This is a genomic window from Pauljensenia sp. C0170B4 (assembly GCF_056590235.1).
The window spans coordinates 83620-98465 of record NZ_JBWPVS010000001.1 but is presented as its reverse complement, the minus strand read 5'-3'; the positions used below and the strand labels follow the sequence as shown (position 1 = coordinate 98465).

Sequence of the window (14846 nt, the reverse complement as noted above, 5' to 3'; positions counted from 1 at the left end):
ATGTGTAGTCTGGCACGTCCCATTTATTGATGCCTGCCGAATCGTACAATGGGGTCAGGCTACGAATTCAAGGAGAATCATGCTCATTCTGATCGATCACGCCAATATTGACCTCATTCGTGAGACTCTCGATTACCTTCCCATCGACGGCGTGACTACGAACCCCACCATTCTGGCGAACGAGGGAGGCGACCCGCTGGAGGTTCTCCGTAAAATCCACTCGGTTTTGCCGGAAGGCTCGCAGCTGCACGTGCAGGTCGTGTCCCATGATCGCGAATCCATGGTGGCCGAGGGGCGCGCGCTGCGCTCGGAGTTCGGCAAGCACCTGCATGTCAAGATTCCGGTCACCCATGAAGGCTTCGCCGCGATCAACATGCTGGCCTCGGAGGGTATCCCGGTCACGGCAACGGGCGTCCACTCCACCCTGCAGGGCTTCATGGCTGCTCAGGCCGGTGCGCGCTATGTTGCGCCGTATGTGAACAGGATGGATAACTTCGGTATCAACGGTGTGCGTGTAGCAACCGAAATTCATCAGATCCTGCGCACCCATCACCTGCATGCGGATGTGCTGGCCGCTTCCTTCAAGAACTCCGATCAGGTGCTGCGCCTGGTTGAGGCCGGTATCGGCGCGATCACTGCCGCTCCGTCCGTGCTGGCTGCGTTGGTGGCCAACCCGATCACGGATGTGGCGATCGCCGCTCAGGATGCTGATTTTGCCCGCCAGGTCGGCGGCGAGGAGACCTTCAGTGATCTGATTGCTCTGGCTCACCAGCGTGACCAGCAGTCGCTCAAGGTCGCGCAGCCTGAGCTGTAACCTTTTTCCTTCACGCGCGCCGTGACCGTCAGTGGTCGTGGCGCGCGTTTTACTATCGGCGCACCCCTTGACACTAATACCCCCTAGGGGTATTCTCGTGCTGGTAGACCTGAGAGGAGACCTCAATGCGCGGATACTCGGCATCAACCCAGCAGTACCTCACCCGGCTTCGCCGTATCGAAGGTCAGGTGCGCGGCGTCCAGCGCATGGTCGAGGAGCAGGACTACTGCATTGACGTACTCACGCAGATATCTGCCATTCAAAGCGCCCTTGATTCAGTCGCCCTCGGCCTCGTTCACGACCATCTGGGCCACTGCGTCCTCGACGCCGCCAAGCACTCTCACGAAGCTGGCGAAGAAAAAATCACCGAAGCGATCAACGCAATCGCACGGCTCGTCAAATCCTGAAAGGACTCATCATGGCACTCGATCGAACTGTTGAACTCTATGTCGACGGCATGACCTGTTCCCACTGCGTCGCATCCGTCACCGAAGAACTCAAAGAGGTCGAAGGCGTATCCAACGTGGAGGTCATTCTCAAGGCCAACAAGACCTCACTGATCACCGTTCACACGCAGACCGGCGTAGACGACGACGCCCTCAAAGACGCCATCAGCGAGGCCGGATACACACTGACTGAAATCAAGCGAGACTTCTAAGGAGCTATATGCACAGCGCGCTGGATCGCGCACAAGACCTCAGGCGCCGCCTCATCGTCACCGCGCCGCCCACACTGGTCGTTGCCACCGTTTCGATGTTCCACAGCCTGCATTTTCCGGGCTGGCAATGGATGGTGGCCATCCTGTCACTACCTGTCGTCACATGGGGCGCGTGGCCTTTCCACCGCTCAGCCATTCAGGGTCTGCGCCACGGCACCACAACAATGGACACACTGGTCTCCCTGGGCGTGACCGCTTCAACTGCGTGGAGCCTGTGGGCACTGCTGTGGGGCGGCGAATCCGCGATGCTCTATTTCGAGGGCGCCTGCGTGATCGTCCTGTTCCTGCTGATCGGGCGCTATGCGGAGGCGCGCACCAAGCATCGGGCCGGCGACGCGCTGCGCTCACTGCTCTCAATGGGCACCACCACAGCGCACCGCATTCTGCCTGACGGTACGCGCGAAGACGTCGACAGCACCGACCTGCAGGTCGGAGACATTTTCGAGGTTCGCCCCGGCGAATCCATCGCAACCGATGGACGCATCATCTCAGGCGAATCCGCCATTGACACGTCGATGCTGACCGGTGAATCCGTTCCGCGAGATGTTGCTCCCGGTGACGATGTAGCAGGTGCCACGATCAACACGTGGGGCGCTCTGGAAGTGGAAGCCCGCCGAGTTGGATCCGACACCGCGTTGGCCAAAATCGGTCGCATGGTCAGCGAAGCTCAGGCCACGAAGGCACCGATCCAGCGCCTGGCCGACACGATCAGTTCGGTTTTCGTGCCGGTCGTGCTTGCGATTTCCGCGGCAACACTGATCGGCTGGCTCATCTTTTCTGGCGACGTTCAGACCGCGGCCACCGCCGCCGTTGCCGTGCTCGTGGTGGCCTGCCCGTGCGCGCTGGGACTGGCCACACCCACCGCCCTGCTGGTCGGATCAGGGCGCGCCTCCCAGCTGGGCATCGTGATCCGCTCAGCTGAAATCCTCGAAGAAACCCGCAAGATCGACACGATTGTGCTGGACAAGACCGGCACGGTCACAACCGGCAACCTGGCCGTCGAACACGTCGAGTCAAGCGATCCCGACGTCACGCTCGCCCTCGCAGCCGGTATCGAGGCACGCTCTGAACACCCGATGGCGCGCTCAATCGTGCGCGCCACACAGTCCCGCTCACTCACGCCCGTTGCGACTCGCCGCTTCGTCAACCATTCCGGCATGGGTGTCTCAGCTCTGATCGACGGCGGTTTGGCTCTGGTGGGCAGGCCCGAGTGGTTCACGGGGCTGGGTATCAGTATTCCCGAGGACATCGTGCGCACTGCCCGATCGCGTTGCGCAACGCCCGTCGTGGTGGCCAGCGTTCCAGGGTGGGATGAGTCGCCCTCGACAATCCACGCCGACGAAAGCGACGCTGAGAGCCCGGTCCGTGTCGACATGGCGGTGGGCGGCATGACGTGCGCGTCGTGTGTGAATCGTGTGGAACGCAAGCTCGGCAAGCTTGAGGGGGTGGAGGCACACGTGAACCTGGCGACCGAAAGCGCGTCGATTCTGCTCACCCGCGACCACGGTGACGATGAGTTGGTGCACGTTGTGGAAGCTGCCGGGTACCAGGCGCGTGTGCGCTCGCGCGCCAGTGAGACTGCCGAGCCGTCTGCACCGAGTATGGGCCGCCAGCTGGACGCACCGCTGACCGGGGCGCAGGTGCATGGTGTGATCGTATTGCGCGACCAGGTGAAGGACTCGTCAGCTGAGGCAATCGGCCTGTTCCGCAACTTGGATATTGAGCCGATCCTGCTGACCGGCGACAATCAGGGTGCCGCTGACGTGGTAGCCGACCAGGTCGGAATTACCCATGTGATTGCTGATGTGCTGCCTGACGACAAGCGCGACGTTGTCAAGCGCCTGCAGGATGAGGGACGCGTTGTGGCGATGGTGGGTGATGGCGTCAATGACGCTGCGGCGCTCGCTCAGGCGGGACATCGCGGGCTGGGTATGGCGATGGGATCGGGAACAGATGTGGCGATCCAGGTTGCTGACATCACGTTGGTGTCCTCGGATCTGCGCGCAGCTGCCACGGCAATTGACCTGTCGCGTCGCACCCTTCGCGTCATTCGGCAGAACCTGGTGTGGGCTTTCGGCTATAACGTGGCGGCAATTCCGCTGGCTGTCGCAGGACTGCTCAACCCGATGATCGCAGCCGGCGCGATGGCGTTGTCATCGGTGTGCGTGGTGACTAATTCTCTTCGTCTGCGTCGGATTTCTCCGCTGGGGTCTCGTCAGCGCGATGCGGATACGGGTCACCCAGCTTAAACGCGCGGCTCTCGGAGCGCCTCAAAGGCGAACGCGTCAGCACGCGTGGCCCGCGTTCAGTCAGCGCCACCAGCGTATCGATCAGCTGCTGTGGTTTGTTGAGTTCACCGAGGGTGCGATCTCCACCCAAGTGGACGAATGCGCACGGCAGTTCCACCATGGTGAACCCCTGCATCAGCAGGTCGATGGTCATGGCGGGTTCCAGCCCGTACCCGTTGGCGAAAGGCATGATGGCTGTCAGCGCTTCGCGCGTGATGCAGCGATTTTCGGACATGGGCGATTCAGGTGCCCACCCTGTTGCGCGCCGGATGGCTCGTCGCGCTATCCGTGCGGCGGGCAGGCGGCGACTGGATTTCTCACTGGCGCAGGCACAGTCCGCCATCCCGGTCATCACTGCTTCGACCAGCACGGCGGCTTCGACGGCTGATTCGCCCAGGTCGGATGAGAGGAAGAGCAGGAGGCGCGGTGGCCAGTCGGCGCGGTCACGCATCGCTGCGACTTTCACGCCTGTCTCCATCGCGGATGCGCGTCCACGCGGCACTGAGTGTCGAACAACGACGGCACCTGCCATTCGCGCGTGCGCGCCTGTTTCGTCAGTGGAGCCGTCATCGACGACTATGAGCAAATCGACTGCGGGAATGGCGCGGCAGGATCGGACTGTGGAGGCAATGTCATGAGCATCGTCGTGCGCCCAGATGATCGCGGCAACGCGTTGGGGTCCCGAATCGTTCACGCCCACAACTTTACTCCGACTTTGCCTCTCCTTGCAGGGCTAGCGAATGGTGACCTGCCGGGACACGAGCCCCTGTTTGGCTCGACGCTCATCATGTGTCAGAGCTTCGGTCGCATTGAGCGCGTCCTCAAGCTTGCTGATGAAGGTTGTCGCTGGCGCGGAGACGTCCTCGGCACTGATGCTCTCGGCCAGTTCGAACACGGGGATGGCCAGCCCGCAGGCGCGGAAGGCGCCAACAAAGCGGGAACCCTCCCCCACGTGGGCATCTCCGGCCACCTGCATACGTGCCAGCGCGGTAAAGAGCTTGTTTTCGTCCTCGTCGGTCACGTAGCGCACGAAGTTGCGGTTCATTTCGCACCAATACATGCCGGGCGCTCCCGGGACTTCCTGCGTGGGGATCAGTTCGTTGCGTGTCTGCTCCATCGTGGAGCGGATGTCCTCGGACATTTCTTCGGTCGGGTCGAACCAGAATGAGAAATCGTCGCACAGTTCCATTGGCTCGGCGCTTTCCAGCAGTTCCTGCAGCCTGGGTGCGGGGTCACGCACGTCAAAGGCAACGATACCTTCGTCTTTCGCGTCGAGGGCGGCTTGCAACGCGCCACCCACATCGTGAGACAGGTCGCCGGAATGGAAGCGTGTCTGCATGCCCACCATGATTCGGCCGTCACCGCGCACCATGGCTCCCTGCCCGTCTGGCAGCAGTGAGACGATGTCGAATTCAACGCCGTCCTTCGTGCGGGCGTTCATGCATGCACATGGAATGATTTCCCTCATGGCAACCAGGTCGCTTTCACATGAGAGCCCTTCAAAGGGTCGTTCCACGAAGCGGATCGGCGGACGGTACGTGCTGCGTCCGGGTTGTACTTTTTTACGACGGCTTGCTTTACCCATACGCACAACAATACTGGCTAACAGTGTGCGAGCGCATGTGCCATTGCATCGTGTTCCGCTCTGGTCACCGTGAGTTTCCACTTGGCTTTCACCGCGATCTGCCGCGTCACGTATTCGCAGCGGAAACTGCGGTCAGGTGGCAGCCACTGATCAGCTGAAGCATCCATCTTGTCCTGGTTGGCCTGTCCGTCAACTGCCAGCAGGTTGTCCGGGTCGTTGGCGAAGGCCTGCCTGCGGGCTGTGTCCCATTGCCAGGCTCCCGATCTCCATGCGTCGGCAAGTGCGACGACATGATCGATCTGCACCAGTGTCGACGTGTCCTGACCTCGCTGAAATTCGACGACCTTGCCCGTGTAGGGTTCTGCCAGTGTTCCGCTGAGCACCACACAGTCGCGGGTATGCGGCTTAAATGTGGGTCGGGCGAGGTCACGGGCCAGAATGTCGTTACGAGTGTCGCACCCGTTATGGTCCTCATCGGCCCACTTCTGACCAAACTGGTCCCGGTTGTAGTCAGGGGCGCCCTCGTCACTGCGTACGATCAGTGTGCGCAGTTGGTCACCGGCGGGACCGGCGGGAGCTTCGACTCGTGGGGCGGGTATGAACAGCCACAACACCCACGCCAGCAACGCAATGACTGCCAGCGCGATGATGAAATCGCCGATGCTGATTCGCCCACGCACCTACTCATTATGAGCATCACGTCGGCATCTGCCCGACTTATCCACAGGGCTAGCGCCGCGCCAGCTTTTCGCGGATCCAGTAGATCCCCATGATGATCAGCATCAAGCCGAGCATCGAGATTAACTGCGGGCGCGCAGAGGGGCTCAGAGCCATGAGCACGCCCATCACCGCCAGGCCAGCCAGAGCCAGATACCCCGTCCACGGCCAGCCGGGCATGCGGATCGGCAGATCATGATTTTCGCGCAGAAGCGGACGCAGACGAATCTGCGAAATGATGATGAAGACCCACGCAATGAGCAGCACCATGCCGATCGCGTTGATCAGGATCCCCAGGATCGCTTCCGGCAGCCACCAGTTCAGACCGACTGACACCAGGGCGAGGATGACTGACAGGCTGACGGCTCGGCGCGGGGTTCGCCCTCGTGCAATATCACCGACTGCAGTTTCTTCCGCCATGACAGCCTCAAGATCACGTTTCGAATCGCCGGTCACGACATGGGCGAGGGCGTCCGGCGAATCCGATGCGGTTGCCGACCCGCCCAGCAGCCACGGTGAGCCCATACCTCGGGCACACAGTGAGTAGGCCATGCGCGACGACGAGTAAACGTTGGCTGAGAAAGCACTGACCAAAGCCACGAACACGATGATTTCCATGATGCGGCCGACAGCTGGGATACCCGCCATGTTCAGCACCGTTGCGAACGGGTTGAGCACCATGTCAGGCGAGTTCCACGGCAGCAGGCAGATCAGCAGAATCACTGATCCGACGTAGAACACCAGGATGCGCCACAGTACTGAGCGAATCGCCTTGCTCATGGCGCGCTGAGGGTCTTCCGCTTCGGCAGCCGCAATCGTCACGATTTCAATGCCGCCGAACGATGTGATGATGGCGAGCAAACCGGTTGCGATACCCGCCATACCCAAAGGCGCGAACCCACCGTTGCCAAGGACCGTTTCCATCACCGGGGCGGTCTTGCCGGGAATGAAGCCGATCAGCAAACCGACGCCGATCAGCAGGAACATAATGATGGCTGCGACTTTGATTCCGGCCAGCCACGCTTCAACCTCACCGAAGTCACCGGCTGCCAGCAGGTTCACGCCGCCCAACACCACCACGATGACGAGGGCGACGACCCACTGCGGCACTGCCGGGAACCACTGCACGAAGATCTGCGCGGCACCGGTGATTTCCATGCCGAGCACCATGATCAGCATGAACCAGTACATCCAGCCGACCGTGAACCCGGCCCACCGTCCGATGCCGGCTTCCGCGTAAGTTGAGAACGACCCGGTCGACGGCAGCGCGGCGGACAGTTCCGCCAGCGAGTACATCACAGTGATCGCGATGAGCGCTGCAATCAGGTACGACACAAGAACGGCCGGTCCGGCCGATGCGATGGCCTGCCCGGTCCCCAGAAAGAACCCAGCACCGATCGCTGAGCCAAGAGCAATCATTGACAGGTGGCGCGTTTTGAACCGGCGCGGTTTTCTGGTTTCAGTCATAGTCATGATTCTCACACTTTCCGTTCGTGCGCTGTCATGCGCGCTCAAGTGGTGAGATCAGCGACGGGTCGTTATTCTTCACCGACCCGACTTCCCGGCCCACACGACGCGGCAACAGGTGTGGCTCGGGAACAGCGTCAATCAGTGAACGCACCTCATCCGGACGGTCCAGGTGCGGGTCAAGCCACGCGCCCCACAATTCCTTGGGCACGATCAGCGGCGTGCGGTCATGAATAGTGCCGAGAGCGTCCGGTGCGCTGCGTGTCAGGATCGCGCATGTCCAGCTGTCACAGATGCCTGCAAAGGCCATGAGGGGGTCGCCCTCGTCGGCGGACAGAAACCAGGGCTGCTTGCCTTGCCATTCGTAGTATCCGTTCGCGGGAACGAGGCAGCGGTGGTGCCGGACGGGCCCGCGGAAGGAAGGTTTTTCCGTGACTGTTTCAGCACGTGCGTTGATCATGGGGCGAAAACCAGGTTTGGCCCAACTTGGCACAAGCCCCCATGTCGCATCGGTCATCACGCGGACACGCTGGTCGGCGTAGTGCTCCATGATGACGCGGATCGGCTGGGTGGGCGCAATGTTGTAGGACGGAACGGTAAGCCCCAGCAGCTGGTCGAGTTCGAAGAGGTCCTGCATGTCGTCGTCGTTACCGAACAGGACGAACCGTCCGCACATTATTGCTCCTTATCGAGTTCTTCACGAATCTGGTTGAGCGCGTCGGTCGCTGCCTGAGCTGCAGCTTCAGCGGTCACGGCGGCGGTTTCCACGCGGTTGCGGCCCCACAGGTGCGCAAGCGACCATTCCGAGTTGCGAGGCAGCTGCCATGAGCGCTGGAAAGCAAGGAATGTGAATGCTGACCCGACTATGATTGCGGTCGCCATTCCGATGGTGTCGAGGTGCCAGTTCCAGAAGGCCACCATGATCGCGGAGGACACCAGTGCAGGCGTGGCGTACAGGTTGTTTCCTCCGAACACCATCGGCGTGTTTCCCGCTGCGATGTCACGGATCATGCCGCCGCCGATTGCGGTGGTCATCCCGAGGATCAGTGCCGGCATGATGCCGAACCCTGCTTCGAGTGTTTTCGCGGCTCCGGTTGCTGCCCAGCAGCCCAGTACCGTCCCGTCAGCAAAGGCGAGGGCGATCTGCCAGCGCCGTGAATCAAACGTGAACATGTAGGCGATGATGGCTCCAACCAGCGCCGCTGCCAGATAGAACGGGTCAGTGAGCGCTGCCGGTGGGCCCACCTGCAGCATGACGTCACGCAGAATACCGCCGGCCAGTGCAGACATCACGGCGAGGACGCCGAACCCGACGATGTCGAACCTTTTCATGCGTGCCAGGCGGCCACCCAGTACGCCGTTGAGCACCACGCCGATCAGGTCGATGGCGCGAAAAATGTCGGGAAGCGCATCGTTGAGCGAATGGAGCACAGAAGTCACATCGTCGATTTTAAAGTGCTGTTGTACCGAACAACCAGCCCAGAGCGTATGTCACGGCGGCTGCTCCAAATCCGATTGCCAGCTGTCTGAATGCGCGAGGCATGGGGTCCTGACCAGAAAGCACACCCACCATTCCGCCGGTCATCAGCAGCGCAATTCCCACCAGCGCGGCGGCAATAATGACAGCGAGCAGGCCATCGGCTGCGAAAATATACGGAATCAGCGGGATGAACGCGCCAGCGGCAAAGAAGATGAAGGAGCTGATTGCGGCGCGCCACGGTGTCCCCACTTCTTCACCGGCACCGCCAGAGTCGTTGCCACTCAGCGCTGTGCGCACGGCGATCGGTCCGGATTGGCCTGATGGATGGGCGGCGACTTGCTGGAAGACGCGGTGCGCGTGTTCGGCTGCATCCTCAGGCGTTTCGCCGCGAGCGCGGAACACCAGCGCCAGTTCGTTCGCATCCACGTCGAGGGCGGGCACTGACTGGTGGGCCTGCGAGTCGGGCCGGGATGCGTCGAGCAGTTCACGCTGACTGGACACGCTGACCCATTCCCCTGCTGCCATTGAGAGGGCGCCGGCGAGCAGGCCGGAGATGCCGGTGACGAGGACAATCCTGGAGCTCACGCCGGTTGCCGCAATGCCCAGGATCAACGCCAGATTGGACACGAGGCCGTCGTTGGCACCGAACACTGCCGCGCGGAACGTGCCGGCCAGAGACTGGCGCGATCGTGCGGTCAGGCCTCGGATCACTTCGCCGTGTATGTGTTCGTCGGCTGCCATCTGCGCGGTCGCGTCGTCGTCCCGGTCGTACGCCGTGCGTTGTTCGGATCGTTGAGCCATCGCGAGAACGAAGATTGTTCCGAACATGCGTGCGAGAAATGCGCGTGCCCGGGCGCGAAACGAAGGCCTGGGTTCAGGGTAGGCATGAGGGCCAAGCAGGTCGAGCCAGTGTTTTTCGTGACGTTCTTCCGCGTCTGCCAGTGCGTTCAGCACCTGGCTGTCGCCGTCTTTTCGTCGAGCGGCGAGATGGCGGTAGGTCGCCTGTTCCATGCGTTCTTCAGCCAGGTACCTGCGCCACCGGCGTATCTGTTCGCGGGTCGGAGTGTGTTCAGACGTCACGGTGACTACAGTGGCACTCCCACCGGCGCGTTGTCCACGAGCGTCGTCGAAAGAGGACGTTCGGGCGTCCGGAATTATTCTTCTTCCACCTCAACGTCGACATATTCGTAGGTACTGGTCGGTGTGCCGAAAAGGCGTTCCTTCACAGCATCGGCAACTTTGTCGGTCACACGTTCGCCGCCGGTGCGCACCGCTTCGGATACCCGCTGGCCGGCATTGTCGAGGGGACGCGACACGAAGGGCTGTTCACGAAGCTTGTGCGCTGCGGCTTTGATTTTCTCGTAGCGTTCACGTCCGGCTCGTGTTCCGAGGACGTACCCCACTCCCAGGCCGAGGGCGAGTCCAATTTTCATTCCCATTGACGATCTCCTCTCGCGTCGACACCCAGTGTATTTTCCTTATGGCGAATTGTCTCACGCTTTTGCCACAGAACTGACAAAAATAGCTAGGTTGGAAGGTATGAGTGAGGTCTTGATTGAAACACCCCGCGGGCTCAGCCTGTCGGGTTCGTTCGTCAACCCTGTGGACAGCACTGACTGTGCCGTGCTGTTTTCTCACTCGTTCCTGTCCGATCGTCACTCCGGCGGGCACTTCGATCGCCTCGCCGGGCACTACCGCACGGCGGGGTATGCGACGCTGGCATTTGACTATTCGGGACATGGGCTGTCTGACGATGACATCATCACTCTTGACTCTCACGCGGAGGATCTGCGTGCCGCATCAGGCTGGCTGGCTGACCAGGGTTTCCATCGCCAACTGATCCACGCGCACTCCTACGGCGCCACCGTCGCCATGAACGCTGCTCCACCTGCAGCGACAACTATGGTGCTGTCCGGGGCGGTACTGGGTCCCGTGTCGTATGACTGGCAGGCTATTTTTTCTTCCGAGCAGCTTGATGAACTGGAGCGTCACGGCGTTACAACCATCCCTGACGATTCACCCGGCCCTCGCCAGAACTTCACGATTTCCAGGCAGACTCTGGTGGATCTGTCGCTGGTCGACACGAAAGCGACAGTGGATCACCTGACCATGCCGGTTCTGATCATTCACGATGCCGACGATGAGGAGATCGGCCTGGTGGAAATGACTGAGGAAGTCATGCCGGAGCTGCCGCTGGGAAGTTCCGTCCAGGTCATTCACGGCTCGCATTTCGGCGCAGGTGAAGATGCTCAAACGCTTGTGGATCTGTCGCTTGAGTGGTCACGCACGCACGTTCCGATTCGTCGATAGTCGGCAGGCCTATTCGCGCTGAGGTCGGCGGTGTCCGCGGTATCGACTCTTGCCGTGGGTGACGCTGTAGCGGTACCCCAGCGGAGATGTCCACTCGTATATTCCCGGTCGGTGCTGAGTCAGGTGCCAGCGTGAATGCGTCTTGGCGCGGTGCACGGTACGTGAGAGCGGACCGAGATTGCCGAGGTGGGTCTGGCCCTGTGGTCCGTGCGGATCATACGGAACGGTATGGTCAAGGTCGCATGCCGAGGAGCGCATCGTGGAGTACGGGAAGACTTCGACGGGCTCGCGAATATGCATCGCATGGCGCATCAAGGGCGGTGGGTCATGTCGGTCGACCGCACGGTTGCTGTTGAGGTCAAGGACGGGACGCACTGTGACGTGGCAGTGAGCCAGCAGGTCGGAAAGAGCCTGCGCCGGGATCGTGCCGCACCTGTCACCGTGTACCAGTCGCGGCGACGCAGCGTTGATATGCAGGTGAAGCGTGGCAGGCGGGCGGGTGCGATCAAGCGCCTTACCAGTGGCGCCTTCCAGGCGCGCAAGCGCATAGGCGGGCGTCGCCAGAATTCCCAGGGCGCGGGACTTGCGCTCGTCCAGAGATTCGTCGGGGTGTTCGCTCACGAGCGTGCGCGCCAAAGCGTTGACCGTTCCTTCCAGAAGCTGCGCGTCGGTCACGCTCAAGGTGGCATCGAGATACACCAGATCCGTCGAGCTCTCACGGTCGAAGGCGACTCGGCGGTGCGACTTCTTCAAGTCGAAGCATCGTTCGATGCGTTCGGTGTCAACCTCGGCAATCAGCTCGTTGATGTGCCGGATGGTGCGCTCTTTGCTCCACGTGCCGATGTCACCGATTCGGCGATCAACTTCCTTGCACACGTCCAGCGACAAACTGGTGGTGCGCATCGTGATAGCGCGCGCTTTCCACACGGGCACGTCCAGATCCAGTATGCGCTGCCACAGGCGCGGCATGCGGAAACGCAGGTCAAGCAGGTCTGAAATAAGGTTCAGCGCCACGTGCGGGGAGCACCCCAGAGCAGCTGCCACCTCCAGGTGAGCGAACTCGGCAATCAGGGGTGTACCCGCGCCACTGCGAATGACACGCTCTTCATCTGCAGGAGCTGCGCGGCTGACAGCCAGGACAGCGTCGACGACAAGGCGGGCACGATCAGCTTCGGCCTGTTTCCAGCGCGTATCCGCCTCACGCAGGGCATCGATGCGAGCTATGGCATCGTCCTGCGCGAGCTGCAGAACACTTACTTCGTCGAACATGTGTTCTATTGTGGCAGCACCCACTGGCATCTGCGTTCCACACACAGCCAACAACCATCCTGATTTAAGTGATGTACGTCACATTGTCGACCGGCGTCACGACCCCACCACTACCCGTTACCAGCTACCAGCGATCGACCACGCGAATATCGCGCTCCTCCAGTGCTTCCAGCCATTGTGAGTCAACGACGAGCCGCGCCTCCCACTGCCGCTTGGCATCATCAACACCGGGATGCACAAACACTTCACTGACTCCGACAGGCACATCATCCAGCATCGCAATATAACTGTCCCGCAGCTGCTCGTAGCTGGCGAGGTCTTGATACGGCGTCGTATTGGTGAGCATCACGTCCGGCAGAGCCACTCCCAGGCGGTCTGCTGCTGCCACGGCTTGCGCATGAAGGGCACGCATGGGCGAGTCGCCCTCGGCAAAAAACTGTGTGGGGAAGGTGCGCGGCATGCGGAAAGCCAACGAAAAGTGGGTGCAGAATTCGAGCGCGGCGGGGAGCGCCTCGGGCGTATACAGTGCGCCGCAATGCGAATCAAGCCGTATGACGTCCATCCCGCAGTCAGTCAAGCGCGAATGCTGTTCGCGCAGCTCATCGGCGATCTCACCTCCGGTTGCTTCGTGATGCAGGCCGACGCTGCTCAGTCCGGCGTCTCGCAGCATGTTCAGCTGCGCGGGCAGGTCGTCAGAATTGGCGAGGGCGGTCACGGCACTGACACGGCCGCTGGCGACAAGGTCGCACACGATGCGCGAGGACGCGGGGTTCATGCCAAAGTCATCAGCGGTAATGACGATGCGACGCTCGGCACTCATGCTTCGTCGGCTTCCGGAAGGCGAATGAAGCGCGAGATCAGCGTGCCGATCAGCATGATTACCAGCGGATAGATGGCCATGTAGACGCGCCACGCCATCGCCGGGTCAGGGCCGGGCACCTCCCCGGAACGATATCCGAAGAACCAGCCCAGCGACAGCAACGCAATGGAGGTCGGGATCGCATTGAGACGGCCGAGCACGCCGAATGCCGACAGGAAGATCCCTTCGCGATGGATGCCAGTCTTGCGGGCATCCTCGTCAAGAACGCGGGCGAAGATCAGGTCGTTGGTGGCGAGCATACCGGACCAGCCGAACGCCACGCAGATTCCGCACAGGATGCCGGTGATGAGGTTGTGGGCAAAGAACAGTGGCACAAAGGTCAGTGCGCATACCGGCAGGGCCAGGCGCCATGTCCACGCCGCGCCGCGTCTGCGCACGATCGAGGTCCAGATGGCGAGTGATCCCAGTGACGTGAAGATGACGACACCTTGCATGATGGTGGCTTCCAACGCGCCGCCACCCAGCGCGTAGTCCACGTAGAACTGCAGACCACCCATGAGCATCGCCATCGACGCGCCATACAGTGCTGAGACCACGCCGATCGTCCAGAAGTAGCGGTTGGTGACGATGTCGCGGATGGATCGCAGGAACGTCGGGCGTTTTTCTTCGACGTCGCCGTGGCGTTCGTGGATCCCCAGCGCCATGAAGATGATGACTGCAGCGGCGATAACACCGTAGATGACGGCGAGGCGCTCGTATCCCACGGTCGGATCAGCACACGCTGCATCCCTGACGTCACATCCCAGGATGTTGCGGGCCAGCAGTGGGGTAAGGCCGAGGGAGAAGATCATGGCGACCAACTGGAATCCCTGTCGCAGCGAATTGGCGAGGGCGCGTCGCTTTTCCTGCGGGAACAGTTCCGGCAGCAGCGACCCGTAGGCCGCGTTGATCATGGAATCGGCCGCTTCGGACAAGATGGCGAACGTGGCGAACCAGGCGACCAGCGATGTTGTCTTCGCCGCGACGACGGCGTCAGGCACCCAGAACAGTGCGATCATGCCGATCAGCAGCACCAGTGCGCCGACGATGAGGTAGGGACGGCGCCTGCCCCAACGGGAGCGCGTGCGGTCGGAGAAATAGCCGAAGATCGGGTTATCGATGGCGTCAATAATCCCGTAGACCGTGTAGACGGCGGCGTAGATGGCAGCATCCATACCGAGGACCGACACGTAGAAATACAGCATCGACCCTTTGATGACATTGATCGGAATCGATGTGCCAAACATGCCGATGGCGAAACGCCACGGCGGCGTCTGTCGACGCTCAGGTGAGATGGCGGTCACAGCAGCATCGTAGCACGCCTCATTATGCATACATT

Annotated in this window: 16 protein-coding genes; 5 read left to right on the top strand and 11 right to left on the bottom strand. The window is 61.3% G+C overall.

Annotation, left to right across the window (positions count from 1 at the left end):
- Positions 1–79 precede the first annotated feature (79 nt).
- From AC1EJ1_RS00400 to AC1EJ1_RS00385, 4 genes are all read left to right on the top strand, one after another.
- Positions 80–814 carry a transaldolase family protein gene (locus AC1EJ1_RS00400; protein WP_285015923.1) on the top strand — a complete coding sequence of 245 codons (735 nt, stop codon included), beginning with the start codon at positions 80–82 and terminating at the stop codon, positions 812–814.
- Between the two features lie 125 nt (positions 815–939).
- Positions 940–1221 carry a metal-sensitive transcriptional regulator gene (locus tag AC1EJ1_RS00395; RefSeq protein WP_058237500.1) on the top strand — a complete coding sequence of 94 codons (282 nt, stop codon included), beginning with the start codon at positions 940–942 and terminating at the stop codon, positions 1219–1221.
- Between the two features lie 11 nt (positions 1222–1232).
- Positions 1233–1472: a heavy-metal-associated domain-containing protein gene (locus AC1EJ1_RS00390; RefSeq protein ID WP_070725493.1), complete on the top strand. Its 240-nt coding sequence runs from the start codon at positions 1233–1235 to the stop codon at positions 1470–1472.
- A gap of 8 nt (positions 1473–1480) precedes the next feature.
- Positions 1481–3781, top strand: a complete 2301-nt coding sequence (locus AC1EJ1_RS00385; protein WP_480295154.1) for a heavy metal translocating P-type ATPase — start codon at positions 1481–1483, stop codon at positions 3779–3781.
- Here the strand turns inward: AC1EJ1_RS00385 and AC1EJ1_RS00380 are convergent.
- From AC1EJ1_RS00380 to AC1EJ1_RS00345, 8 genes are all read right to left on the bottom strand, one after another.
- Entirely contained in the window at positions 3705–4514 is an 810-nt protein-coding gene (locus AC1EJ1_RS00380; protein ID WP_480295153.1) for a glycosyltransferase family 2 protein, read from the bottom strand. The genes AC1EJ1_RS00385 and AC1EJ1_RS00380 overlap by 77 nt on opposite strands.
- A gap of 39 nt (positions 4515–4553) precedes the next feature.
- Positions 4554–5405: a DUF5926 family protein gene (locus AC1EJ1_RS00375; RefSeq protein ID WP_480295152.1), complete on the bottom strand. Its 852-nt coding sequence runs from the start codon at positions 5403–5405 to the stop codon at positions 4554–4556.
- A gap of 17 nt (positions 5406–5422) precedes the next feature.
- The gene (locus AC1EJ1_RS00370) at positions 5423–6085 is read right to left on the bottom strand and encodes an HNH endonuclease family protein (RefSeq protein WP_480295151.1); all 663 of its coding nucleotides are present in this window, start codon (positions 6083–6085) and stop codon (positions 5423–5425) included.
- A gap of 49 nt (positions 6086–6134) precedes the next feature.
- Complete coding sequence (locus tag AC1EJ1_RS00365; protein ID WP_227469126.1) at positions 6135–7589, bottom strand: amino acid permease; 1455 nt, start codon at positions 7587–7589, stop codon at positions 6135–6137.
- A gap of 34 nt (positions 7590–7623) precedes the next feature.
- A complete protein-coding gene (locus AC1EJ1_RS00360; protein ID WP_480295150.1) occupies positions 7624–8265 on the bottom strand; it encodes an SOS response-associated peptidase in 642 nt (213 codons plus the stop codon).
- Positions 8265–9020 (bottom strand): trimeric intracellular cation channel family protein, encoded by a 756-nt coding sequence (locus AC1EJ1_RS00355; RefSeq protein WP_070725480.1) that lies wholly within the window; start codon positions 9018–9020, stop codon positions 8265–8267. The genes AC1EJ1_RS00360 and AC1EJ1_RS00355 overlap by 1 nt, the downstream gene beginning before the upstream one ends.
- A 19-nt stretch (positions 9021–9039) precedes the next feature.
- Positions 9040–10080 (bottom strand): VIT1/CCC1 transporter family protein, encoded by a 1041-nt coding sequence (locus tag AC1EJ1_RS00350; protein ID WP_480295287.1) that lies wholly within the window; start codon positions 10078–10080, stop codon positions 9040–9042.
- Between the two features lie 143 nt (positions 10081–10223).
- Positions 10224–10508, bottom strand: a complete 285-nt coding sequence (locus AC1EJ1_RS00345; protein WP_058237509.1) for a YtxH domain-containing protein — start codon at positions 10506–10508, stop codon at positions 10224–10226.
- A gap of 100 nt (positions 10509–10608) precedes the next feature.
- On the opposite strand from AC1EJ1_RS00345, the gene AC1EJ1_RS00340 reads away from it, so the two are divergent.
- Positions 10609–11379, top strand: coding sequence for an alpha/beta hydrolase (locus AC1EJ1_RS00340; RefSeq protein WP_058237510.1), 771 nt, complete (start codon positions 10609–10611; stop codon positions 11377–11379).
- 9 nt (positions 11380–11388) lie between these two features.
- Here the strand turns inward: AC1EJ1_RS00340 and AC1EJ1_RS00335 are convergent, their stop codons facing one another.
- From AC1EJ1_RS00335 to AC1EJ1_RS00325, 3 genes are all read right to left on the bottom strand, one after another.
- Positions 11389–12648 carry a hypothetical protein gene (locus AC1EJ1_RS00335; RefSeq protein WP_141757251.1) on the bottom strand — a complete coding sequence of 420 codons (1260 nt, stop codon included), beginning with the start codon at positions 12646–12648 and terminating at the stop codon, positions 11389–11391.
- Between the two features lie 124 nt (positions 12649–12772).
- On the bottom strand, positions 12773–13468 hold the full coding sequence (locus tag AC1EJ1_RS00330; RefSeq protein WP_070725475.1) for a ChbG/HpnK family deacetylase: 696 nt from the start codon (positions 13466–13468) through the stop codon (positions 12773–12775).
- Positions 13465–14811 (bottom strand): MFS transporter, encoded by a 1347-nt coding sequence (locus tag AC1EJ1_RS00325; protein ID WP_480289107.1) that lies wholly within the window; start codon positions 14809–14811, stop codon positions 13465–13467. The genes AC1EJ1_RS00330 and AC1EJ1_RS00325 overlap by 4 nt, the downstream gene beginning before the upstream one ends.
- Positions 14812–14846: the final 35 nt, after the last annotated feature.

What these genes read in the sequence shown, in the direction of transcription:
- AC1EJ1_RS00400 (WP_285015923.1), top strand. Translation starts at nt 80, where the DNA reads ATGCTCATTCTGATCGATCACGCCAATATTGACCTCATTCGTGAGACT.
- AC1EJ1_RS00365 (WP_227469126.1), bottom strand. Translation starts at nt 7,589, where the DNA reads ATGACTGAAACCAGAAAACCGCGCCGGTTCAAAACGCGCCACCTGTCA.
- AC1EJ1_RS00395 (WP_058237500.1), top strand. Translation starts at nt 940, where the DNA reads ATGCGCGGATACTCGGCATCAACCCAGCAGTACCTCACCCGGCTTCGC.
- AC1EJ1_RS00350 (WP_480295287.1), bottom strand. Translation starts at nt 10,080, where the DNA reads ATGGAACAGGCGACCTACCGCCATCTCGCCGCTCGACGAAAAGACGGC.
- AC1EJ1_RS00360 (WP_480295150.1), bottom strand. Translation starts at nt 8,265, where the DNA reads ATGTGCGGACGGTTCGTCCTGTTCGGTAACGACGACGACATGCAGGAC.
- AC1EJ1_RS00385 (WP_480295154.1), top strand. Translation starts at nt 1,481, where the DNA reads ATGCACAGCGCGCTGGATCGCGCACAAGACCTCAGGCGCCGCCTCATC.
- AC1EJ1_RS00340 (WP_058237510.1), top strand. Translation starts at nt 10,609, where the DNA reads ATGAGTGAGGTCTTGATTGAAACACCCCGCGGGCTCAGCCTGTCGGGT.
- AC1EJ1_RS00390 (WP_070725493.1), top strand. Translation starts at nt 1,233, where the DNA reads ATGGCACTCGATCGAACTGTTGAACTCTATGTCGACGGCATGACCTGT.
- AC1EJ1_RS00335 (WP_141757251.1), bottom strand. Translation starts at nt 12,648, where the DNA reads ATGTTCGACGAAGTAAGTGTTCTGCAGCTCGCGCAGGACGATGCCATA.
- AC1EJ1_RS00375 (WP_480295152.1), bottom strand. Translation starts at nt 5,405, where the DNA reads ATGGGTAAAGCAAGCCGTCGTAAAAAAGTACAACCCGGACGCAGCACG.
- AC1EJ1_RS00330 (WP_070725475.1), bottom strand. Translation starts at nt 13,468, where the DNA reads ATGAGTGCCGAGCGTCGCATCGTCATTACCGCTGATGACTTTGGCATG.
- AC1EJ1_RS00345 (WP_058237509.1), bottom strand. Translation starts at nt 10,508, where the DNA reads ATGGGAATGAAAATTGGACTCGCCCTCGGCCTGGGAGTGGGGTACGTC.